Origin of the sequence: Streptomyces sp. FH025 (genome assembly GCF_017427025.1) — a bacterium.
In the GTDB taxonomy this organism is placed as follows: Bacteria; Actinomycetota; Actinomycetes; order Streptomycetales; family Streptomycetaceae; genus Kitasatospora.
On the sequence record NZ_JAFLNG010000061.1, the window covers coordinates 1 to 20291 of the forward strand.

Below are 20291 nucleotides of genomic sequence, written 5' to 3' on the forward strand. Positions count from 1 at the left end.
CCCGCCGCCCGGCCCGGTGGTGACCGCCGCCCCGGCGGCCGAGCCGGAGCCGCGGCGCAAGGGCGGGGTGTCCTGGAAGGCGCTGCTCACCGTCGCCCTGGTGATGGCGGTCGGCGGCGCCGCGGGCGGCGTGGTGCTGATGAAGAAGATGGACGACGGCAAGAAGAGCGACACCGCCGCCACCGGCACGCCGACCGCCCCGAACCCGGCGCCGGCCTCGCCGAAGTCCACCCCGACCGACGAGGACTCCCCCTCGCCCACACCGACCGCCACGAAGAGCGGCGGCTCCAAGAGCCCCTCGGCGGGAGCCACCGTGCCGCGCGGCAACGTCTACACCGTGGTGTACGAGAACACCGAGCTGTTCGCGACCAGCTCCAGCTACACCTTCGACCTGTCGGCCGGGAAGGTCGTGCCGGACTCCACCTACCCCTCGTGGGCCCTGGACCCGTCCAGCGCCGGCTACTTCTCGCTGGACGGCAACTCCGACGCCTACATCAGCCGGGACAACACGCTCACCCCGCAGAGCTGCTCGGCCGCGATCGACCGGGAGCCCACCAAGGACCTCAAGTTCGACGACCTGCCCCCGGGCCGGCTGTTCTGCATCCGCAACCGGAACAACGGCGGCATCGTGATCGCCAAGGTGATCGAGCAGGGCAACAAGAGCACCGGCGCCGTCAAGCTGTCGCTGAACTACTGGCGCAACGACGGCTGACCGGGCCGGTCTATCCTGACCAGGTCAATCCCCATCCGACCGGAGCGAACCGTGTACTTCACCGACCGAGGCATCGAGGAGCTGGAGAACCGGCGCGGCGAGGAGGAGGTCACCTTCGAGTGGCTGGCCGAGCGGCTGCGCGAGTTCGTCGACCTCAACCCGGACTTCGAGATCCCCGTCGAGCGGCTGGCCACCTGGCTGGCCCGGCTCGACGACGAGGACGACGAGTGACCCGGTGACGGCCGCCGAAGGGCTCGGGAGGCAATCGCCTCCCGGGCCCTTCGCACGTCCCCCGTAGGGGGTGGCTCCGGGGTGTGTCCGGGCCGTCTCGGGGGCGGAACCGCTTGCTTTTCCCGGCACGCGATATATCGTCTTTAAAAGAGAACGCGATACATCGCGATCGACAACGGGAGGCGGCAGAGATGAGCCAGTGGACGGTCGACGGTCCCGAGCGGATCACCTTCGACGACGCGGTCCGCGCGCTGCACGTGCGCATCATCGACGGCACGGTCAACGTGGTCGCGGCCGAGGGCCCGGCCCGGCTGGAGGTCAGCGAGCTCCGCGGCGAGCCGCTGCACGTGACCCTGGTCGACGGCGTCCTGACCGTCACCTACAAGGACATCAACAGCTGGGGCGAGTTCGGCGACTGGATCAAGTCGGTCGGCTCGGTCCGCAACTTCTTCGACTCCTTCAAGCGCAAGCGCGTCGCCGGGGTCACCCTGACCGTCCCGGCCGGCACCGAGGTCAAGGTCGGCACCGTCTCGGCCGACGCCACCGTCACCGGCATCGACGGGCACGTCTCGGTGCAGAGCGCCAGCGGCGACGCCACCCTGGCCGGGCTGACCGGCCGGATCGACGCCGGCACCGTCACGGGCGACGTGGACGCCCAGGCGGTGGGCGGCCAGCTCAAGGTCAACACCGTCTCCGGGCAGCTCACCGTGATCGCCGGCACCGCCGACCGGGTCCAGGCCAACACCGTGACCGGCGCCGTCACCCTGGACCTCGACGTGGCCGGGGAGACCGACGTCAAGGTCAACACGGTCAGCGGCCCGGTCGTGGTCCGCATCCCCTCGCTGGCCGACGCCACCGTCGACGCCGGCTCGACCAGCGGCGACGTCTCCAGCACCTTCGACCAGCTCGAGATGAGCAGCACCTGGGGCGCCAAGAAGATCTCCGGCCGGCTGGGCGAGGGCCGCGGCAGCCTCAACGTCACCACGGTCTCCGGCGCGGTCACCGTGCTGCACCGCCCCGAGGCGGAGGACGACGCCCCGGCGGTGGTCAAGGAGCTCCCGGCCGCCCCGAGCCTCGACAAGCCCACCGGTCCCGATCTCACCAGGGAGGCCTGAGATGAGCCCCGTGTTCGGCCACGGCCGGCTCCGGCTCTACCTGCTGAAGCTGCTGGACGAAGCCCCGCGGCACGGCTACGAGGTGATCCGGCTGCTGGAGGAGCGCTTCCAGGGCCTGTACGCCCCCTCCGCGGGCACGGTCTACCCGCGGCTGGCCAAGCTGGAGCAGGAGGGCCTGGTCAGCCACAGCACCGAGGGCGGCCGCAAGGTCTACCGGCTCACCGACGCCGGGCGGGTCGAACTCCAGGCCCGCCAGGCCGAGTTGGACGAGCTGGAACTGGAGATCCACGAATCCGTGGCGCAGCTCGCCGGAGCGATCCGGGAGGACGTCCGGGACAGCGCCAAGGACCTGCGCGAGGAGCTGTGGCAGGCCGCCAAGCAGGCTCCCCGGCCGGACCGCACCGGGGCCGGCGGCGGTGACCCGTGGGCCGGCCCCTGGGGCGACAACGAGTCCTGGCAGCGGGCCAAGGAGGAGTTCACCCAGTTCAAGCGGCAGGCCAAGGAGCAGGCCAAGCGCGCCCGGGAACAGGAGAAGGCCGCCAAGGCCAAGGCGAAGGCCGCCGAGGAGGAGGCCCGCCGGCTGCGCGAGCAGGCCAAGGCCTCCCGCACCGCCGCGCAGCAGGAGGCGCTGCGGATCAAGCGCCGGGTCGAGCAGCAGGTGCGCGAGCACGCGGCCAAGGGCGACTGGCCGACCGGGCTGGCCGAGGGCCTGTCCGAGCTGACCAAGGGCCTGGCCGGGCTGGCCGACGCGGCCCGTTGGGGGCACCCGGCGGAGGCGCCGGAGGAGGCCGCGCAGGAGGCACCGCAGGAGCGGGTCACGGTGACCCGGATCGACCTGGACAAGGACGACGACCGGGCCGGCCGCGACCACGAGACCCCGGCCGACCTGCCGTCGTGGGCGCACACCGACCCGGCCGGGGAGCCGACCCGCGAGCTGGAGCGGCTGCTCGACCGCTTCCGCGACCAGGTCCGCGACGCCGCCCGGGACGGCGGGGTGAGCACCGACAAGCTGGCCGAGGCCCGCTCGGTGCTGGGCGCGGCCGGCGAGCGGCTGAAGCGGCTGCTCGGCTGACCGTACGGCTGCGGCCCGGTGTCCCGTCCGACGGGGCACCGGGCCGCCACGCATACCGGGGTGTCAGGGCGTCAGGGCGTCAGGGCGTCAGGGCGTCAGGGCGTCAGCACGACCTTGCCGAACACCTCGCCCTTGGCGAGCCGGGCGAAGCCGTCCCGGGCCTCGGACAACGGCAGCACCGAGTCGATCACCGGCCGGACGCCGGTGTTGGCGCACAGCGCCAGCAGCCCGGCCAGCTCCTCCTTGGTGCCCATGGTCGAGCCGACCACCTTGAGCTCCAGGAAGAAGATCCGGTTCAGCTCGGTGGCGCTCGGGTTGGGTCCGGAGGTGGCGCCGGAGATGACGATGGTGCCGCCCGGGCGCAGCGCCTTCACCGAGTGCGACCAGGTCGCGGCGCCGACCGTCTCCATCACCGCGTCCACCCGCTCGGGCAGCCGGGCGCCGCTCTCGAAGGCCGCGTCCGCGCCGAACTCGACGGCCCGGCGGCGCTTGGCCTCGTCCCGGCCGGTGACCCAGACCCGCAGGCCGGCCGCCTTGCCGAGGACGATCAGCGCGGTCGCCACCCCGCCGCCGGCCCCCTGCACCAGGACGGTGTCCCCGGGCTTCACCCCGGCGTTGGTGAACAGCATCCGGTACGCCGTCAGCCAGGCCGTGGGCAGGCAGGCGGCCTCCTCGAAGCTCAGCTCGGCGGGCTTGGGCAGCAGGTTCCAGGTGGGCACGGCCACCTGCTGGGCGAAGGTGCCCTGGTAGCGCTCGGTCAGGATGGACCGGGGCTCCTTGGGGCCGACCCCGTGGCCGGTCTGGCCGATCACCGAGTGGATGACCACCTCGTTGCCGTCCTCGTCGACCCCGGCGGCGTCGCACCCGAGGATCATCGGCAGCTTCTCGGCGGGCAGGCCGACCCCGCGCAGCGACCACAGGTCGTGGTGGTTGAGGCTGGCGGCCCGGACCGTGACCACGCTCCACCCGGGGCGGGCCTGCGGCTCGGGGAGTTCGCCCAACTCCAGTCCGCTGAGCGGGTCGTCGGCGTCGATACGTGCGGCGTAGGCAGCAAACATGCCCCGGACGATAGCCGGGACGGCCGAGGCCGGGAACCACGCGCGAGTGTGACGCGTGTCCCGGCCTCGGTCCTTCAGGCCCTGATTCCTCGGACCCGCCGTCAGATCCGCGCCACGCCCTCGGCGCGGGCGGCCTCGGCGACGGCCTTGCTGACCGCCGGGGCGACCCGCTCGTCGAACGGCGAGGGGATGACCTTCTGCGGCGTCAGCTCGTCGGCCACCACGCCGGCCAGCGCCTTGGCGGCGGCCAGCTTCATGCCCTCGGTGATCCGGGAGGCCCGCACCTGGAGGGCGCCGGCGAAGATGCCCGGGAAGGCCAGCACGTTGTTGATCTGGTTCGGGAAGTCGCTGCGCCCGGTGGCGACGACCGCCGCGTACTTGTGCGCGACCTCGGGGTGGATCTCCGGGTTGGGGTTGGCCATCGCGAAGATGAACGCGCCCTCGGCCATGGTCGAGACGACCTCCTCCGGCACGGTGCCGCCGGAGACGCCGATGAACACGTCGGCGCCGGCCAGCGCGTCGGCCAGCGAGCCCTTGAGGCCCGAGCGGTTGGTCTGCGCGGCGATCTCGGCCTTGACGTCGGTCAGGTCGCCGCGGCCCTCGTACACCACGCCCTTGCGGTCGCAGACGGCCACGTCGCCGATGCCCGCCGCCAGCAGCATCTTGGCGATGGCGATGCCGGCCGCGCCGGCGCCGGAGATGACGGCCCGCAGGGAGCCGATCTCACGGCCGGTCACCTTGGCCGCGTTCCACAGGGCGGCGGTGGTGACGATCGCGGTGCCGTGCTGGTCGTCGTGGAAGACCGGGATGTCCAGGGCCTCCTGGAGCCGGCGCTCGATCTCGAAGCAACGGGGCGCGGAGATGTCCTCCAGGTTGACGCCGCCGAAGGAGGGCGCCAGCCGGACGACCGTCTCCACGATCTCGTCGACCCCGGTGCAGTCGAGCGCGATCGGCACCGCGTCCACGCCGCCGAACTGCTTGAACAGGATCGCCTTGCCCTCCATCACGGGCAGCGAGGCCTGCGGGCCGATGTCGCCGAGGCCCAGCACCGCGGTGCCGTCGGTGACCACCGCGACGGTGTTGGCCTTCCAGGTGTAGTCGTTGACCAGCTCCGGCTGCTCGGCGATGGCGGTGCAGACCCGGGCGACACCGGGGGTGTAGGCGAGGGACAGGTCGTCCGCGTCACGGACCGGGACGGTCGCCCGGATCTCCATCTTGCCGCCGCGGTGAAGTGCGAAAACGGCGTCGACCGGATCGTCGGTGTCCTGGGTGCTGCTGTGGATGATCTCCGCTGCCACGATGACCTCTTCGTCATTGGAATCGGTGAGGCCGCGCGACCGACGGGCAGGACGACCCGCCCGGAAACCGGAAACCGGGTACGCCGAAGCGGACCCGGGGCGGGGTCGGGGCGCTGCCGTCGGGCGGCGCCCTCGGATGAGGGTTTTTATTGGGTCTGGTGTTGTCCGCGTTGCGCTATCCAGCCGAGCGTATTTCGGACGGGGGCATCGCACCTATGCCTTTTCGTCCTCGTCACGTGGCGTTCATCACCGTCCCGGCGCATCGAACGGGCCCGGCGTCGGAGGCGTCGGGCTCCGCGGCGGCAACGGTGTGAGCGCACGCGCACCCGCAGGAGTGAACGCAGACCCGGAGGGGAGTCGGCACTCCGGATACGGAGCCACGTGATGACTTCCGTTCCTGAGCACCCCGAGCCTGTCGGGGCTCGCCGGTCTGGTTCGAGCGTTCGGGGGTCACCCGGTACCGAATTCTGACACACCCGCCAACGGGCTTGGCAGGGCGGGATGGCAGGATCGTTTGTCCGCCATTTCGCGGACACCGCCACGACACCTCCCGGCGACCGCGCCTCCCGTCCACAGGAGCAGCCCTGATGCCTCAGTTCGCCCACGCCCGTCGTCCGGCCCTCTCCGGCGCCGCACTGGCCGCCGCGGCGGCCCTGCTGCTCAGCGGCTGCGGCGGGAGCGGGCAGGCCGACCCGGGCGACCCGGTCAAGGACGCCCGGGCCAAGCTGCCCAAGGCCCAGCGCTCGGCCGGGGCGCTGCGCGTGGGCATGGACGTCAACTACGCGCCGGTGGAGTTCCGCGGCCCGGACGGCAAGCCGACCGGCCTGGATCCGGACATCGCGGAGGCGCTCGGCCGGATCCTGGACGTGCGGATCGACCTGGTGGACACCCCGTTCGACAAGCTGGTGCCGAACCTCCAGGCCAAGCAGGTCGACCTGGTGATGTCGGCGTTCAGCGACGTGCGCCAGCGGCGCGAGGGGCTGGACGAGACCGGCAAGCAGGTCAACCCCGGCGTGGACTTCGTGGACTACTTCATCGCCGGCACCTCGATCGTCGTCCCGAAGGGCAACCCCAAGGGGATCAGGACCCTTGACGACCTGTGCGGCAAGACCGTCGCCCTCCAGCAGGCCACCACCCAGGACGAGATCGCCACCCGGCAGGTCGCCGTCTGTGCCCGCACCGGCCGCCAGTTGACCGTGCACCGGCTCGACACCGACGCCAAGGCGCTGGCCGAGGTCGCCTCCGGCGCCGCCGTGGCCGGCCTGAACGACTTCCCGGTGGCCGCCTACGCGGCGAAGACCACCGACGGCGGCAACCGCTTCGAGGTGACCGGCGGGCAGTCCACCTCCAGCCCGTACGGGATCGCGGTGCGCAAGGAGGACACCGACCTGCGCGACACCCTGGCCAAGGCGGTGGACCAGCTGATCCGCAGCGGTGAGTACGACAAGATCCTGGCCAAGTGGAACGTTTCCGCGGGCGCGGCGCAGAACGCGGTGGTCAACGGCGGCATCTGACCGCGGGCGGCGGGCCTCCCTGCCGGGTACGGCCGGATCCGCATACGTATGCGCAGAGTGACAGGGCCATGGAATAAGTCCGAATAGCGGACATGACGCCCCCTTGTTATCCGATTTTGATCTGGATGGGGGCCACCTGACCGTCATCAGATGGCAGGATTCCCCCCAACTCGGATCGAGCCGGCCACTGGTCGAGACGGTTCGGTCAACGTCCACCTCGGCGGAGGGTGGCGGACGCAGTACCTGCACCACCCCGGGCGGCCCCCTGCGCCCGGGCCCTGCACCACCGGTCCGCACGTACGACGACGTACCAGCGACACGCCCCACCCGTACGGCTCCGTACGGCCCGCTGCCCCGGTGCGCCGCTCCCGCGGCGTGTTCCGCCCGATTTCTCTCCCCAGGAGGAGATCCCCCTCATGACCGCCCGTACCCAGCGCACCCGTCTCCTCGCGGCCGGCGTGGCCGCAGTCTCCGTGTCCCTCGTGCTGAGCGCGTGCAGCAGCAAGAGCGAGGACACCGGCGCACCCAACGCCACCGCGACCGTCAACACGGTCAAGGCCGACGACAAGCTGGTCGCCCTCGTCCCGGACGACATCAAGTCGGCCGGCAAGCTCGTGGTCGGCGCCGACGCCTCCTACGCGCCGGACGAGTTCAAGGACGACAGCGGCAAGGTCATCGGCATGGACGTCGATCTCGCCAACGCCATCGCCGCCAAACTCGGGCTGAAGGCCGAGGTCCAGGACTCCGGCTTCACCGCGATCATCCCCGGCATCCAGTCGAACAAGTTCCAGCTCGGCATGTCGTCCTTCACGGACAACAAGGAGCGCGAGCAGGTCGTCGACATGGTGACCTACTTCAACTCCGGCAGCGCCGTCGCGGTCAAGAAGGGCAACCCGGAGAAGATCGACCCGAAGGACCTCTGCGGCAAGAAGGTCGCCGTCCAGACCGGCACCACCCAGGCCGACGAGATCAAGGACACCCGCAACCCGGACTGCGCCAAGGCGGGCAAGCCGGGCATCCAGAACGACGGCGACAAGTTCGACCTCCAGACGGACGTCACCAACGCCGTGGTCTCCGGCCGCGACCAGGCGATGATGGCGGACTCCCAGGTCGTCGACTACGCGATCAAGCAGGCGGGCGGGCAGCTGGAGAAGCTCGGCGACACCTACGGGGTGGCCCCCTACGGCGTAGCCCTGGCCAAGGGCTCCAAGCTCACCCCGGCCATCCAGGGCGCCGTCCAGTCTCTGATCGACGACGGCACCTACAAGCAGATCCTCGCCAAGTGGGGCGTCGAGGCCGGCGCCATCGACAAGTCGACCGTCAACGGCGCCGTCAGCTGACCACTCGTACGTTTCATCTCTCCCCCGAGGCCACACCGTGAACTCTCTGGACAAGGGGTCGGCTGAGCAGGGACGGCCTGAGATCAAGGCCATCCCGGTTCGCCACCCCGGACGCTGGGCGGGCGCAGTCGTCATCGCCGTGCTCGCGGCGATGCTGCTGAGCGCCCTCTTCACCAACCCCGCATTCAAGTGGGACATCGTCGGGCAGTACCTGTTCCACGACAGCATCGTGCACGGCATGGTCGTGACACTGGAGCTGACCGTTCTCTCCATGCTCATGGGTGTGGTCGGCGGCATCATCCTCGCGGTGATGCGGCTGTCGCCGAACCCGCTGCTCGCCGGCACCGCCTGGGTCTACATCTGGGTCTTCCGCGGCACCCCGGTGCTGGTGCAGCTGGTGATGTGGAACTTCCTCGGCCTGATCTGGGCCAAGCTGTCGATCGGCGTGCCGTGGGGGCCGGAGTTCTGGTCGGAGCAGACCAACGTCCTGATCCCGACCTTCGTCGCCGCGCTGCTGGGCCTCGGTCTCAACGAGGCCGCGTACATGGCGGAGATCGTCCGCGGCGGCATCCAGTCGGTGGACGAGGGCCAGACCGAGGCCGCGCACGCGCTCGGCATGAGCCGGTTCCAGACCATGCGGCGGATCGTCCTGCCGCAGGCCATGCGGGTGATCATCCCGCCGACCGGCAACGAGACCATCTCGATGCTCAAGACGACCTCGCTGGTCTCCGTGATCTCCCTGGAGGAGATCTTCCGGGCCGGCCAGGTCATCTACTCTCGGAACTACCAGAACATCCCGCTGCTGATCGTGGTCAGCCTCTGGTACCTGTTCTTCACCTCCGTACTGACCATCGGCCAGTACTACATCGAGCGCCACTACGCCCGTGGTTCCAACCGCACCCTCCCGCCCACGCCGCTGCAACGAGTGCGGAACCTGTTCGCCGGGAAGCCCACCCCGAAGACGACCGCCGACGTCGTCCCGGGGCTTGAGGGAGGTGGTCACGTATGACCGATCTGACCAAGACGCCCGCCGACTCCTCGGCGGCCGCCGAACCCATGGTCCGCGCCGAGGCCGTGCACAAGTCCTACGGCCTGGTCGAAGTCCTCAAGGGCATCGACCTGGAGGTCAAGCAGCGCGAGGTGTTCTGCCTGGTCGGCCCGTCCGGCTCCGGCAAGTCGACCTTCCTGCGGTGCATCAACCACCTGGAGAAGATCAACGGCGGCCGCCTCTGGGTGGACGGCGAGCTGGTCGGCTACCGGCAGAAGGGTGACCGGCTCCACGAGCTCAAGGACCGCGAGGTCGCGCTGAAGCGCCGGGACATAGGCATGGTCTTCCAGCGCTTCAACCTGTTCCCCCACATGACGGCCGTCGAGAACGTCATGGAGGCCCCGGTCCAGGTCAAGCGGGAGAGCAAGGCCGCCGCCCGGGAGCGCGCGATGGCCCTGCTGGAGCGGGTCGGCCTCGCCGACAAGGCGGGCAACTACCCCTCCCAGCTCTCCGGCGGCCAGCAGCAGCGCGTGGCGATAGCCCGGGCGCTGGCCATGAAGCCCAAGCTGATGCTCTTCGACGAGCCCACCTCGGCGCTCGACCCGGAGCTGGTCGGCGAGGTGCTGGACGTCATGCGCGGCCTGGCCGAGGAGGGGATGACGATGGTCGTCGTCACCCACGAGATGGGCTTCGCCCGCGAGGTCGGCGACGCGCTGGTGTTCATGGACGGCGGCGTGGTGGTCGAGTCCGGCAACCCCCGCGAGGTGCTCACCAACCCCCAGCACGAACGCACCAGGGCCTTCCTCTCCAAGGTGCTCTGAGCCCGTACGATCGGCGCCCGGCAGGCGGTTTCCTGCCGGGCGCCGCCGCTTTCCCTCACCAGGTAATAGGCTGGAGGCAGTCAGCCCGTTACCGAACCCGAATCTCTGGAAGGACCTCCGTGGAGCTCGCCTCGTACGCCGACCTCGCCGTTCGGCTGGTGAACACCGAGGAGCCCGAGCGCGGCACCGACACGCTGACCTCCGTGGAGGCGGTGCGCGCCCTGTTCTCCGAGGGCGCCCGGGCCGCCGCGCTCGCCGACGAGTCCGACGTGCCCCGGCTGCGGGCGGTGCGGACCAGGCTGCGCGGGGTGTTCGAGGCCGCCGCCGAGGGGGACGAAGTCCGGTCCGTCGACCTGCTGAACAGCCTGCTGATGGAGTACCCCGTCAGCCCGCTGATCTCCGGGCACGACCACCTGGACGACGCCGGGCGGCCGCGCTGGCACCTGCACCTGGCCGACAACTCGCCCACCGCCACCGCGCACTTCAGCGCGGTCGCCTGCATGGGCCTGGCCGTCCACCTCACCGAGCTGGGCGCCGACCGGCTCGGCATCTGCCAGGCCGCGCCCTGCCGCAACGCCTACCTGGACACCTCGACCAACCGCTCCCGCCGCTACTGCTCGGACCGCTGCGCGACCCGCGCCAACGTGGCCGCCTACCGGGCCCGCAAGCGTCAGGAGGCCGAGGCCGCGCTGGGCACCGAGAGCTAGCAGCTGGGCACTGGAAGCCAGCACCGGAAGCCGGGCGGCCTCAGACCTCTTCCACCCACGCGCCGAGCCGGCGGGCCAGGCCCGGCACCCGGGCCAGCCTGGGGCCGAGCAGCAGCCGCTCCAGGCGGCGGCCCGGCGCCAGCCAGGCCGGGTCCGGGCGCAGCCGCAGCAGCGCCCGGCCGAGCACCAGTTCGTCCGGGACGGGGCCGTAACTGCGGCTGTCGCTGTCCACCGGGCGGTTGTCCGACAGCAGCCACCAGCCGTTCGGACGGCGCTCGGCGGCCCGCTTCACCACCAGCAGGTCCTGCTGGAAGGGGTGCCGGAACAGCACCACCGCGCCGGGCCGGATCGGCGCGCCGTAGCGGACCAGCAGCTGGTCGCCCTCGCGCAGGGTCGGGATCATCGACGGGCCCGCCACGTCGACCAGCCCGAACGGCACCGCGCCGCCCACACCGTCGCCCACCGGTTCCGTGCTCCGCGCCACGACTCCTCCTCCCGGACCGCCCGCCCCCAGTCTGCCGTACGGAGCGTCAACGGTTCGATGTCCGGATTACCCCGGTTCCGGATCCGTCTTTCGCCCTAGGCCCACCGCCCGACCGCGAAACCCGGGGGTCGGAAGGGTAGTCTCGGCCCCGGGAAGACGATCTAAGGAAGGACTCCCATGTTCTCTCGTCTGTTTGCACCTCGCGCCACCGCGCACGCCCACTGCGACCTGCCCTGCGGCGTGTACGACCCGGCGCAGGCCAAGCTGGAGGCCGAGTCGGTCAAGGCCACCCAGGAGAAGTACCAGGCCAACGAGGACCCGCACTTCCGCGCCCGCGCCATCATCATCAAGGAGCAGCGCGCCGAGGCCGTCAAGCACCACATCTCGGTGCTGTGGAGCGACTACTTCAAGGCCCCGCACTTCGAGAAGTACCCGCAGCTGCACCAGCTGATCAACGACACCCTGAAGGCCGCCTCGGCCGCCAAGGCGTCCACCGACCCGGCCACCGGCCAGGCCCTGCTGGACCTGATCGCCGAGGTCGACAAGATCTTCTGGGAGACCAAGCAGGCCTGAGCCTGACGCGTCGCCACCCCGACCGCCCCCGCCCGCTCCGCCGGACGGGGGCGGTCGTGCGTTCACGCTCAATCCAACCTGGTAAGGGGTGCCTAGCCTAAGCGCCTGTTATGCTGCCAGGGCGTCCGAGGGGGAAGTCCGGTGTGAATCCGGCGCTGACCCGCAACGGTGAGCACGGCCCGGGGAGCAGTCCCCACGGCCGCGCCAGCCCGATCGCCCTCGGCCGCCGAACTCCCGACAACTCGCCGCGGACTGCGAGGGGAAGGCGCCCGGGCACGCCCCCGGCCGGCGCCCGCCCCGGCACATCCGCGGCCCGAGGCAAGGCGCGCCCGCTCAGTGAGTAGTCCTCCCGTTCGTCGCATACCCACGCTGCCGCTCGCCGTCGGCCTCGCCGCCGCCCTGCTGCTCTCCCTGGTCTGCGGAGTCGCGTTCGGCAGCTCCGGGATAGAACTCCCCCGCGTCCTGCGCCTGTTGGGCGCCGGGCTGACCGGCGGACGGCTGGAGGCGAGCGAGGCGGCCGCGTACGCGATCGTCTGGGAGATCCGGCTGCCGCGCACCGTGCTGGCCGCCGTGGTCGGCGCCGGACTGGCCGCCACCGGCGTCGCCGTCCAGGCGCTGGTGCGCAACGCGCTCGCCGACCCCTTCGTGCTCGGCATCTCCTCCGGCGCGGCCGTCGGCGCCAACGCCGTCCTGCTGCTCGGCGCCTTCGCCTCGCTCGGGGTGTGGGCGATCTCCGCCTCCGCGTTCGGCTCCGCGCTGGTCGCCATGACGCTGGTCTACCTCGCCGCCCGGACGGCGTACGGGCTCACCCCGCTGCGCCTGGTGCTCACCGGCACCGCCCTGTCCTACGGCTTCTCCGCCGTCACCACCCTGATGGTCTTCGCCGCCGACCGCGGCGAGGCCGCCCGCGACGCCATGATGTGGCTGCTCGGCAGCCTCGGCGGCGCCACCTGGGGCTCGGTGCCGATCGCCGCCTGCACCGTCCTGGCCGGACTGGCCTACCTGGCCTGCGCCGCCGGGCGGTTGGACGCGCTCGCGATGGGCGACGAGACCTCCGCCTCGCTCGGCGTGGACCCGGACCGGCTGCGCCGCGAGCTGTTCGTGGTGACCGCCGCCGTCACCGGCACCGTGGTCGCGGTCAGCGGGGCGATCGGCTTCGTCGGACTGCTGGTGCCGCATCTGGCCCGGATGCTGGTCGGCGCCGGGCACCGCCGGGTGCTGGTGGTCGCGCCGCTCGCCGGGGCGCTGCTGCTGGTCTGGGTGGACATCGCCTCCCGCACCCTGCTGGCGCCCGCCGAACTGCCCGTCGGGGTGTTCACCGCGGTGCTCGGGGTGCCCGCCTTCCTGCTGATGATGCGCCGCCGCGGCCAGGCGTTCGGAGGCCGCCGGTGACCGGCCCGACGAACACGCCGCCGGCCCAGGACCTCGCCGTCGACGCCGTCTCGGTGGAGCTGGCCGGCACCCGGCTGGTGCACGAGGTCAGCCTGGACGCCGCCGCCGGGCAGGTGGTCGGACTGATCGGCCCCAACGGCAGCGGCAAGTCGACCCTGCTGCGCTGCGTCTACCGGGTGCTGAAGCCGGCCGGCGGGGCCGTCCGGCTGGACGGCGACGACCTGCACGCGCTCACCGCCCGCGAGACGGCCCGGCGGGTGGCCGCGCTGTCCCAGGAGCACTCCGCCGAGTTCGACTTCACCGTGGCCGAGGTGGTCGCCATGGGCCGGCTGCCGCACCGGCGCGGCTTCGGCGCCCCGGCCGACGGGGACGGGGAGCGCTGCGCGCGGGCGCTGCGCAAGGTCCGGGCCGAACACCTCGCCGAGCGGGGCTTCCTGAGCCTGTCCGGGGGCGAGAAGCAGCGGGTGCTGTTCGCCCGCGCGCTGGTCCAGGAGCCCCGGCTGCTGGTGCTGGACGAACCCACCAACCACCTGGACATCGCGCACCAGTTGGAGGTGCTGGCGCTGGCCCGCGAGGCCGGGCCGACGGTGCTCACCGCGCTGCACGACCTCAACCTCGCGGCCGGCCACTGCGACCTGCTGTACGTGCTGCGGGCCGGCCGGATCGTCGCCTCCGGCCCGCCCCACGAGGTGCTCCGACCCGCCCTGCTGGCCGAGGTGTTCGGCGTCCGGGCCACCCCGGTCCGGCACCCGGAGACCGGCGCCCTCCAGCTGCTGTTCGACCGCCTCCCCTGATCGTCCCCCGACCTCCCCGAAGGAACAACCGTGCGCACCAAAGCCGTTGCCGCCGCCGCCCTGCTCACCCTCGGACTCACCGCCTGCGGCGCCGAGATCGCCCCGGCCGGGTCCGCCGCCTCCTCCGCCCACTACCCGGTGACCGTGGAGAACTGCGGCGAGAAGCTCACCTTCGCCCAAAAGCCCGCCCGCACGGTGACCAACGACGTCAACATCACCGAACTGATGCTCTCCCTCGGCCTCGCCGACCGCATGGCCGGCTACGCGATGCCCGACGACAAGGGGAAGGTCGACAAGGTGGCTTGGAAGGACGGCTACCAGCAGACGCAGTGGCTCTCCAAGAAGCTGATCACCAAGGAGACCGCGCTGGACGCCAAGGCCGACATGGTCCTCGCCGGCTGGCACTACGGCTTCGACGAGGGCAGCGGCGTCACCCCGCAGGCGTTCAAGGCGCTCGGCATCGACTCGTACGTGCTCAGCGAGTCCTGCCGCAGCGGCAAGGGCACCGAGCGCGGCGTGATGGACCCGCTGGAGGCGCTCTACACCGACCTGGCCAACCTCGGCGAGATCTTCGACGTCAAGGACCGCTCCGACAGGCTGATCGGCGAGTTCAAGGCGCGGATCGCCGCCGTCCCGCAGCCCGAACGCCACCCGTCGGTGTTCCTGTACGACAGCGGGCGGGACAAGCCGTACACCGCCGGGAAGTTCGCCGCCGCGGACCAGATCATCGCCAAGGCCGGCGGGACCAACATCATGGACGACGTCGCCGACACCTGGTTCACCGCCGGCTGGGAGAGCGTGGTGCAGCGCGACCCCGAGGTGATCGTGATCAACGACTACGCGACCCCCGGCGCCGAGGACAAGCGGCAGTTCCTCAAGTCCTTCCCGCCGCTGGCGAACGTCTCCGCGGTCAGGAACGACCGGATCTTCGTCATGGACTACGTCGACCTGGTGGAGAGCCCCCGCAACCCGGCCGCGATCGGCTCGCTGGCCGACTACCTGCGCACCGTCCCGGCCCGCTGACCGGCCGTGATCCCGCTCCTCGGGCCGGTTCCGAGGAGCGGCCCGGGCGTACGCTCAAGGTACGAGCCGACGGAACCGACCGGAGGAGCGAGATCATGTCCACCTTCGCGGCGCCGCCCGCCTTCGACGCCCGCGCCCTGCGCGAGGGCATCGAGCGCTGCGACGCCCAGACCCTGCTCGCGCTGTACTCCGAGGACGCCGAACTGCGCGTGGTCGACCGCAAGACCCAGCCCAGCCATCCCCTGGTGATGCACGGGCGGGACGAGATCGGCGCCATGCTCAGCGACATCTACGGCCGCGAGATGACCCACAAGCTGGAACAGGTGGTGGTCCAGGGCGACCACGTCGCCTTCCTGGAGTCCTGCCGCTATCCCGACGGCGTACGGGTGGTGATGGCGTCGATGGCCGACCTGCGGGACGGGCGGATCGTCGACCAGACCTCCGTCCAGGCCTGGGACGAGACCGGTCCCGAGCAGTAGGCTCGCGGCATGATCCGCACCGCCGTCGCCAGCGACGTTCCCGTCATCCTTGCCATGATCCGTGAACTCGCGGAGTACGAGAAGGCCCCGCACGAGGCGGTGGCCACCGAGGAGCAGCTGCACGAGGCGCTGTTCGGGGCGAACCCCGCCCTGTTCGGCCTGATCGCCGAGGACGACGCCACCGGCGAGCCGGTCGGCTTCGCGGTCTGGTTCCTCAACTTCTCGACCTGGCGCGGCACCCACGGGGTCTACCTGGAGGACCTGTACGTCCGCCCGGAGGCCCGCGGCGGCGGCCACGGCAAGGCCCTGCTGCTGGAGCTGGCGCGGATCGCCGTCGACCGCGGCTACGCGCGGATGGAGTGGTCGGTCCTGGACTGGAACCAGCCCTCGATCAACTTCTACAAGTCGCTCGGCGCGGTGCCGATGGACGGCTGGAGCGTCTACCGGCTCACCGGCGAGGCACTGTCGGCCGCCGGCCGTCGTTGAGAAGTCGACGTCTCCGAGAAGTCTCCGAGAAGTCACCGAACGGACCGGGGAGTACGGGCAAAGGCCCTGCCACCCTGCGTCGCAATGCCTTACCATGAGTAACTCTCGCACCGGGGTGCGGAGATACGGACAGCGATGACGGCCCCTCGGCATCGACACCCCTCCGGGGGTGGAGAAGACACCCCTCCCCGGGGTACCAAGAGGGACAGGCAAGGCCCCCGCACGGGGGCACCAAGCAAGCACAGCGCGTCACCCAGGAGGCAAGGGTGTCCCAGATCGACAGCGATCTCGGAGTTCAGGACTTCGTGGAGGTCCGGCTGCCCGCGGCCGGGGCCTACCTCTCCGTGCTGCGAACAGCGACGGCGGGGCTCGCGGCCCGGCTGGACTTCACCCTCGACGAGATCGAGGACCTGCGGATCGCGGTCGACGAGGCCTGCGCCATCCTGCTCCAGCAGGCGGTGCCCGGCTCCGTCCTGTCCTGCGAGTTCCGGCTGGTCGGCGACTCGCTCAAGGTGACGGTCTCCGCGCCGACCACCGACGGCAAGGCCCCCGAGCGGGACACCTTCGCCTGGACGGTGCTGTCCGCCCTGGCCGGCGAGGTCGACTCCTCGGTCGCCGAGGACAACACCGTGTCGATCAGCCTGCACAAGAAGCGCGGCGGGTCCGCCGCCCACTGACCGGGCCCCCAGCAGCACCCTGCAAGGGCCGTCCGCCGCTCCCCCGCCCGGGGCCGGCGGGCGGCTCCCGGTACCGCTCCCCACGCGGTACGACCAACGAGACGATGCCGGGGCCGAAGGCCCCGGTGCTCCCGGAACGGAACGGGGGAATGGCCGTGAGTGATCTGGACCGTACCGGCCTCGCGACGGCGGGCCCTGCCGTACCGACCCAGGCGAGCGTTCCCGGCCTCGCCGCAAACGACGAAGCGCACCCGAAGGACGCCCACCGGATGAGCCACCCGACCGAGCCGACGTCTGAGCCGACGCCCGCCTCCCCGAACCCGCCGGACGAGGCCGACGGGGCCGACGAGGCGGACGAGGCCGCGGAGCTGCACGGCGCCGTGCCCGCCCAGGGCTCGCACCGCACCGGCGCGCCGGACCGGGAGGCCGCCCGCGCGCTGTTCGTCCGGCTGGCCGCGCTGCCCGAGGGCTCCCCGGAGCGCGTCGAACTGCGCAACCAACTGGTGCGGATGCACATCCCGCTGGTCGAGCACCTGGCCCGGCGCTTCCGCAACCGGGGCGAGCCGCTGGACGACCTCACCCAGGTCGCCACCATCGGGCTGATCAAGTCGGTGGACCGCTTCGACCACGAGCGCGGGGTCGAGTTCTCCACCTACGCGACGCCGACCATCGTCGGCGAGATCAAGCGGCACTTCCGCGACAAGGGGTGGGCGGTGCGCGTCCCGCGCCGTCTGCAGGAGCTGCGGCTGTCGCTCACCACGGCGACCAGCGAGCTCTCCCAGCGGCACGGCCGCTCCCCCACGGTGCACGAGCTGGCCGAGCACCTGGGCATCTCCGAGGAGGACGTCCTGGAGGGCCTGGAGTCCGCCAACGCGTACTCCACGCTCTCCCTGGACGTGCCGGACAGCGACGACGAGTCGCCGGCCGTGGCGGACACCCTGGGCGCCACCGACGAGGCGCTGGAGGGCGTCGAGTACCGCGAGTCCCTCAAGCCGCTGCTGGCCCAACTGCCGCCCCGGGAGCAGAAGATCCTGGTGCTGCGGTTCTTCCGGAACATGACCCAGTCGCAGATCGCCGCCGAGGTGGGGATCTCCCAGATGCACGTGTCCCGGCTGCTGGCCCGGACGCTGGCCCAGCTGCGGGAGAAGCTCCTGGTGGAGGAGTAGGACTGACGGCCGCTCAGCTCCCGGGCTCGGCGGCCTTCGTCGTTCGACGGGGGCCCTAGCCCTCCTGCTGGGCGTACAGGGCCGCCGTCGACTTCGGGTTCAGCAGCGACCCGATGCCCACCAGGCCGAGCAGGCCGACCACCACGCCGACCCCGATCATCGCGCCGCCGCTCTGGATCATGTAGTAGGCGACCGGCAGGCAGATGGAGTTGGTCAGCACCGCCGGGCTGCGGCCCCAGCGGCGCTCCTTCAGCAGCGCCCGGGCGGCCAGTATCGGCAGCACGCCGAGCAGCACGATGACCGCGCCGCCGAACTCGTTCAGGGCGAGCTGCTTGGCCTGCCCGGACAGCGCGGACACCATGTCCGAGACGCCGACGACGGCCAGCGCGGCGCCCTCCAGGGCGGTGATGGCGGCGCCCAGGGTGAGCGAAACCGGGCGAGCGGGTGCGGGGGCGGAGGTTTCTGCGGTCACTCCAGCAGGGTAGCCGCCGGTCGGCCCGTACCGACCCGTAGGCTTTCCCCATGCGCGCTCTCCTGGTCGTGAACCACAAGGCCACCACCACCAGTGGCCGGACCAGGGACGTGCTCATCCACGCGCTGCGCAGCGACCTCAAGCTGGAGGTGGCCGAGACGCAGTACCGGGGCCACGCGCGCGACCTGGCCCGCGAGGCGGCGCAGGACGGCACGGTCGACCTGGTGGTGGCCCTGGGCGGGGACGGCACCGTCAACGAGGTGGTGAACGGGCTGATGGCGCACGGCCCGGGCGACAAGGTCCCGCGACTGGCCGTGGTGCCGGGCGGTTCGACCAATGTGTTCGCCCGCGCGCTGGGCCTGCCCAACGACCCGGTGGAGGCCACCGGGGCGCTGCTGGACGCGCTGGAGCACGAGCGGGAGCGGCCGATCGGGCTGGGCAAGGCGATGACCGACGGCCTGCCGGACCGCTGGTTCACCTTCACCGCCGGCCTCGGCTTCGACGCCGGGGTGGTCGGCCGGGTCGAGGAGCAGCGCCGGGCCGGGCGCAAGTCCACCCACGCCCTCTACGTCGGGCAGGCGCTGCGGCACTACTTCACCCAGCGTGAGCAGCGCCGCTCAGGCCCGGTGTCCTTGGAACTGCCGGGCCGCGAGGCCGTGCCGGGCCTGGTGATGGCGATAGTCAGCAACACCTCTCCGTGGACCTTCCTGGGCAACCGCCCGGTCTACCCCTCGCCCCTCGCCTCCTTCGACACGGATCTGGACGTCTTCGGGATCACCCGGATGACGGCGTTCGGTACGGCTCGAACGATCCGTCAGATCCTGCGGTCGCACGAGCCTTCGAGCGACGGCGCACCGCCGGCCGGCCCGTCCGGGAAGCACGTCGTCTCCTATCACGACGTCAGACACTTCACCTTGGTTTCCCAGGAACCCGTCCCGTTCCAGGTCGACGGGGACCACCTTGGAGACAGGAGTCGCGTCAGTTTCACAGGCGTACGGCGGGCACTGCGTGTGATTGTGTGACTGGAGGCGGGGTTCTCCCTTCTTCTCGAACGCACAAGCCCCCTTCACTCCATAGAAGTACTGGCTGTGAGCTAGGCGACACCGAAGAATCAAAAATTCCTCCCCGAAGGGGGTTGTATCCGAGCCCGAGGTTTGCGAACCTCTACATGGCGATCGGGACACATCGCAGCGACGGCAACTCCGGAACCACAGGAGCGCCGACCGCGGGGCGTCCCTCGAATCGCCGAATCCCCTCCCAGCACAGACCACCCGGGCCCGGTGGGCCTTTGGTCTCTTTTGCTGTTGTGGGATTCGTGAAAGCGTTCACATTCACAAGCCATTCGATTATGCCGATCGGGCCACCCCCCGCGGCAGGAGGAGTTGGACGACCATGGACTGGCGCCACCGCGCTGTCTGCCGCGAAGAGGACCCGGAGCTGTTCTTCCCGATCGGGAACACCGGTCCTGCTCTGCTGCAGATCGAGGAAGCCAAGGCCGTGTGCCGCCGCTGCCCGGTGATGGAGCAGTGCCTCCAGTGGGCCCTCGAGACCGGCCAGGACGCCGGCGTCTGGGGCGGCATGAGCGAGGACGAGCGTCGCGCGATGAAGCGCCGTGCCGCCCGCAACCGCGCCCGCACCGCCTGATCAGCCGACTGATCACACGCCGTAGCACCAGCAGTGACCGCTGTACCGATCAACACATGATCAAAGGCTTCCCTGCACCTCCTGGTGAAGCCTTCCGCACAAAGGACCTTGCCCAGCACGGTCCCGCGACACCGGACCGCCCAGCCACTTGATACTGTTCACTTAGAGCAATATTGTGGAGCTGTGGCGCTCACCGTGTGCAACGCACATGCGAGGTGTCGCACCACCCAGAGCCCCCGTTCCGG

Annotated in this window: 22 protein-coding genes, 1 pseudogene and 1 riboswitch; of the genes and pseudogenes, 19 read left to right on the forward strand and 4 right to left on the reverse strand. The window is 71.2% G+C overall.

From position 1 onward, the window contains the following. From J0670_RS07100 to J0670_RS07115, 4 genes and pseudogenes are all read left to right on the forward strand, one after another. Positions 1 to 712 (forward strand): annotated as a pseudogene (locus tag J0670_RS07100) (hypothetical protein); the annotation flags it as partial. A 51-nt stretch (positions 713 to 763) separates the two neighbouring features. Beyond that, entirely contained in the window at positions 764 to 943 is a 180-nt protein-coding gene (locus J0670_RS07105; RefSeq protein WP_207810531.1) for a DUF6104 family protein, read from the forward strand. Positions 944 to 1134: 191 nt separating this feature from the next. Continuing rightward, the gene (locus J0670_RS07110; protein ID WP_207810532.1) at positions 1135 to 2058 is read left to right on the forward strand and encodes a DUF4097 family beta strand repeat-containing protein; all 924 of its coding nucleotides are present in this window, start codon (positions 1135 to 1137) and stop codon (positions 2056 to 2058) included. A 1-nt stretch (position 2059) separates the two neighbouring features. Continuing rightward, a complete protein-coding gene (locus tag J0670_RS07115; protein WP_207810533.1) occupies positions 2060 to 3130 on the forward strand; it encodes a PadR family transcriptional regulator in 1071 nt (356 codons plus the stop codon). Positions 3131 to 3225: 95 nt separating this feature from the next. Here the strand turns inward: J0670_RS07115 and J0670_RS07120 are convergent, their stop codons facing one another. Both J0670_RS07120 and J0670_RS07125 read right to left on the reverse strand, forming a co-directional pair. After that, complete coding sequence (locus J0670_RS07120) at positions 3226 to 4188, reverse strand: zinc-binding dehydrogenase (RefSeq protein WP_207810534.1); 963 nt, start codon at positions 4186 to 4188, stop codon at positions 3226 to 3228. Positions 4189 to 4289: 101 nt separating this feature from the next. Continuing rightward, the gene (locus J0670_RS07125) at positions 4290 to 5486 is read right to left on the reverse strand and encodes an NADP-dependent malic enzyme (RefSeq protein ID WP_207810535.1); all 1197 of its coding nucleotides are present in this window, start codon (positions 5484 to 5486) and stop codon (positions 4290 to 4292) included. A gap of 587 nt (positions 5487 to 6073) precedes the next feature. On the opposite strand from J0670_RS07125, the gene J0670_RS07130 reads away from it, so the two are divergent. The 5 genes from J0670_RS07130 to J0670_RS07150 all read left to right on the forward strand — a co-directional run bounded on the left by J0670_RS07130 (position 6074) and on the right by J0670_RS07150 (position 10856). Then, on the forward strand, positions 6074 to 7000 hold the full coding sequence (locus J0670_RS07130; protein ID WP_207810536.1) for an ABC transporter substrate-binding protein: 927 nt from the start codon (positions 6074 to 6076) through the stop codon (positions 6998 to 7000). Positions 7001 to 7416: 416 nt separating this feature from the next. Next, entirely contained in the window at positions 7417 to 8340 is a 924-nt protein-coding gene (locus J0670_RS07135) for an ABC transporter substrate-binding protein (RefSeq protein WP_207810537.1), read from the forward strand. A gap of 37 nt (positions 8341 to 8377) precedes the next feature. Then, positions 8378 to 9349 carry an amino acid ABC transporter permease gene (locus J0670_RS07140; protein WP_207810538.1) on the forward strand — a complete coding sequence of 324 codons (972 nt, stop codon included), beginning with the start codon at positions 8378 to 8380 and terminating at the stop codon, positions 9347 to 9349. Between the two features lie 47 nt (positions 9350 to 9396). Then, a complete protein-coding gene (locus J0670_RS07145) occupies positions 9397 to 10149 on the forward strand; it encodes an amino acid ABC transporter ATP-binding protein (RefSeq protein ID WP_207810548.1) in 753 nt (250 codons plus the stop codon). A 119-nt stretch (positions 10150 to 10268) separates the two neighbouring features. Continuing rightward, positions 10269 to 10856, forward strand: coding sequence for an ABATE domain-containing protein (locus J0670_RS07150; RefSeq protein WP_207810539.1), 588 nt, complete (start codon positions 10269 to 10271; stop codon positions 10854 to 10856). A gap of 40 nt (positions 10857 to 10896) precedes the next feature. Here J0670_RS07150 and sodX read toward each other — a convergent pair whose 3' ends face one another. After that, positions 10897 to 11340 carry a nickel-type superoxide dismutase maturation protease gene (sodX, locus tag J0670_RS07155; RefSeq protein ID WP_307806419.1) on the reverse strand — a complete coding sequence of 148 codons (444 nt, stop codon included), beginning with the start codon at positions 11338 to 11340 and terminating at the stop codon, positions 10897 to 10899. Positions 11341 to 11517: 177 nt separating this feature from the next. On the opposite strand from sodX, the gene sodN reads away from it, so the two are divergent. From sodN to J0670_RS07195, 8 genes are all read left to right on the forward strand, one after another. Beyond that, the gene (sodN, locus tag J0670_RS07160) at positions 11518 to 11913 is read left to right on the forward strand and encodes a superoxide dismutase, Ni (protein WP_045699892.1); all 396 of its coding nucleotides are present in this window, start codon (positions 11518 to 11520) and stop codon (positions 11911 to 11913) included. A 69-nt stretch (positions 11914 to 11982) separates the two neighbouring features. Beyond that, positions 11983 to 12123: riboswitch (cobalamin riboswitch) on the forward strand. 126 nt (positions 12124 to 12249) lie between these two features. Continuing rightward, on the forward strand, positions 12250 to 13305 hold the full coding sequence (locus J0670_RS07165) for an iron ABC transporter permease (protein WP_207810540.1): 1056 nt from the start codon (positions 12250 to 12252) through the stop codon (positions 13303 to 13305). Then, positions 13302 to 14099 carry an ABC transporter ATP-binding protein gene (locus J0670_RS07170; RefSeq protein WP_207810541.1) on the forward strand — a complete coding sequence of 266 codons (798 nt, stop codon included), beginning with the start codon at positions 13302 to 13304 and terminating at the stop codon, positions 14097 to 14099. The genes J0670_RS07165 and J0670_RS07170 overlap by 4 nt, the downstream gene beginning before the upstream one ends. Positions 14100 to 14129: 30 nt before the next feature. After that, positions 14130 to 15122: an ABC transporter substrate-binding protein gene (locus J0670_RS07175; RefSeq protein WP_207810542.1), complete on the forward strand. Its 993-nt coding sequence runs from the start codon at positions 14130 to 14132 to the stop codon at positions 15120 to 15122. Positions 15123 to 15217: 95 nt separating this feature from the next. Continuing rightward, the gene (locus tag J0670_RS07180) at positions 15218 to 15601 is read left to right on the forward strand and encodes a nuclear transport factor 2 family protein (protein WP_207810543.1); all 384 of its coding nucleotides are present in this window, start codon (positions 15218 to 15220) and stop codon (positions 15599 to 15601) included. A gap of 9 nt (positions 15602 to 15610) precedes the next feature. After that, positions 15611 to 16087, forward strand: a complete 477-nt coding sequence (locus tag J0670_RS07185) for a GNAT family N-acetyltransferase (protein ID WP_207810544.1) — start codon at positions 15611 to 15613, stop codon at positions 16085 to 16087. Positions 16088 to 16353: 266 nt separating this feature from the next. Beyond that, a complete protein-coding gene (locus J0670_RS07190; protein WP_196950846.1) occupies positions 16354 to 16764 on the forward strand; it encodes an anti-sigma regulatory factor in 411 nt (136 codons plus the stop codon). Between the two features lie 155 nt (positions 16765 to 16919). Then, the gene (locus tag J0670_RS07195; RefSeq protein ID WP_374223072.1) at positions 16920 to 17930 is read left to right on the forward strand and encodes an RNA polymerase sigma factor SigF; all 1011 of its coding nucleotides are present in this window, start codon (positions 16920 to 16922) and stop codon (positions 17928 to 17930) included. A 55-nt stretch (positions 17931 to 17985) separates the two neighbouring features. On the opposite strand, the gene J0670_RS07200 is transcribed toward J0670_RS07195, so the two are convergent. Continuing rightward, positions 17986 to 18402 (reverse strand): hypothetical protein, encoded by a 417-nt coding sequence (locus tag J0670_RS07200; RefSeq protein WP_207810546.1) that lies wholly within the window; start codon positions 18400 to 18402, stop codon positions 17986 to 17988. Between the two features lie 50 nt (positions 18403 to 18452). Here J0670_RS07200 and J0670_RS07205 point away from each other — a divergent pair, with 50 nt between their 5' ends. Together J0670_RS07205 and J0670_RS07210 are read left to right on the forward strand one after the other, a co-directional pair. Continuing rightward, positions 18453 to 19424: a diacylglycerol kinase family protein gene (locus J0670_RS07205; RefSeq protein WP_207810547.1), complete on the forward strand. Its 972-nt coding sequence runs from the start codon at positions 18453 to 18455 to the stop codon at positions 19422 to 19424. Between the two features lie 370 nt (positions 19425 to 19794). Further along, positions 19795 to 20046: a WhiB family transcriptional regulator gene (locus J0670_RS07210; protein ID WP_014138019.1), complete on the forward strand. Its 252-nt coding sequence runs from the start codon at positions 19795 to 19797 to the stop codon at positions 20044 to 20046. Positions 20047 to 20291: the final 245 nt, after the last annotated feature.

Bases quoted from the DNA above. Each gene is read 5' to 3' on its own strand.
- J0670_RS07110 (WP_207810532.1), top strand. From the start codon at position 1,135: ATGAGCCAGTGGACGGTCGACGGTCCCGAGCGGATCACCTTCGACGAC.
- J0670_RS07115 (WP_207810533.1), top strand. From the start codon at position 2,060: ATGAGCCCCGTGTTCGGCCACGGCCGGCTCCGGCTCTACCTGCTGAAG.
- J0670_RS07120 (WP_207810534.1), bottom strand. From the start codon at position 4,188: ATGTTTGCTGCCTACGCCGCACGTATCGACGCCGACGACCCGCTCAGC.
- J0670_RS07130 (WP_207810536.1), top strand. From the start codon at position 6,074: ATGCCTCAGTTCGCCCACGCCCGTCGTCCGGCCCTCTCCGGCGCCGCA.
- J0670_RS07135 (WP_207810537.1), top strand. From the start codon at position 7,417: ATGACCGCCCGTACCCAGCGCACCCGTCTCCTCGCGGCCGGCGTGGCC.
- J0670_RS07145 (WP_207810548.1), top strand. From the start codon at position 9,397: ATGGTCCGCGCCGAGGCCGTGCACAAGTCCTACGGCCTGGTCGAAGTC.
- sodN (WP_045699892.1), top strand. From the start codon at position 11,518: ATGTTCTCTCGTCTGTTTGCACCTCGCGCCACCGCGCACGCCCACTGC.
- J0670_RS07180 (WP_207810543.1), top strand. From the start codon at position 15,218: ATGTCCACCTTCGCGGCGCCGCCCGCCTTCGACGCCCGCGCCCTGCGC.
- J0670_RS07185 (WP_207810544.1), top strand. From the start codon at position 15,611: ATGATCCGCACCGCCGTCGCCAGCGACGTTCCCGTCATCCTTGCCATG.
- J0670_RS07205 (WP_207810547.1), top strand. From the start codon at position 18,453: ATGCGCGCTCTCCTGGTCGTGAACCACAAGGCCACCACCACCAGTGGC.
- J0670_RS07210 (WP_014138019.1), top strand. From the start codon at position 19,795: ATGGACTGGCGCCACCGCGCTGTCTGCCGCGAAGAGGACCCGGAGCTG.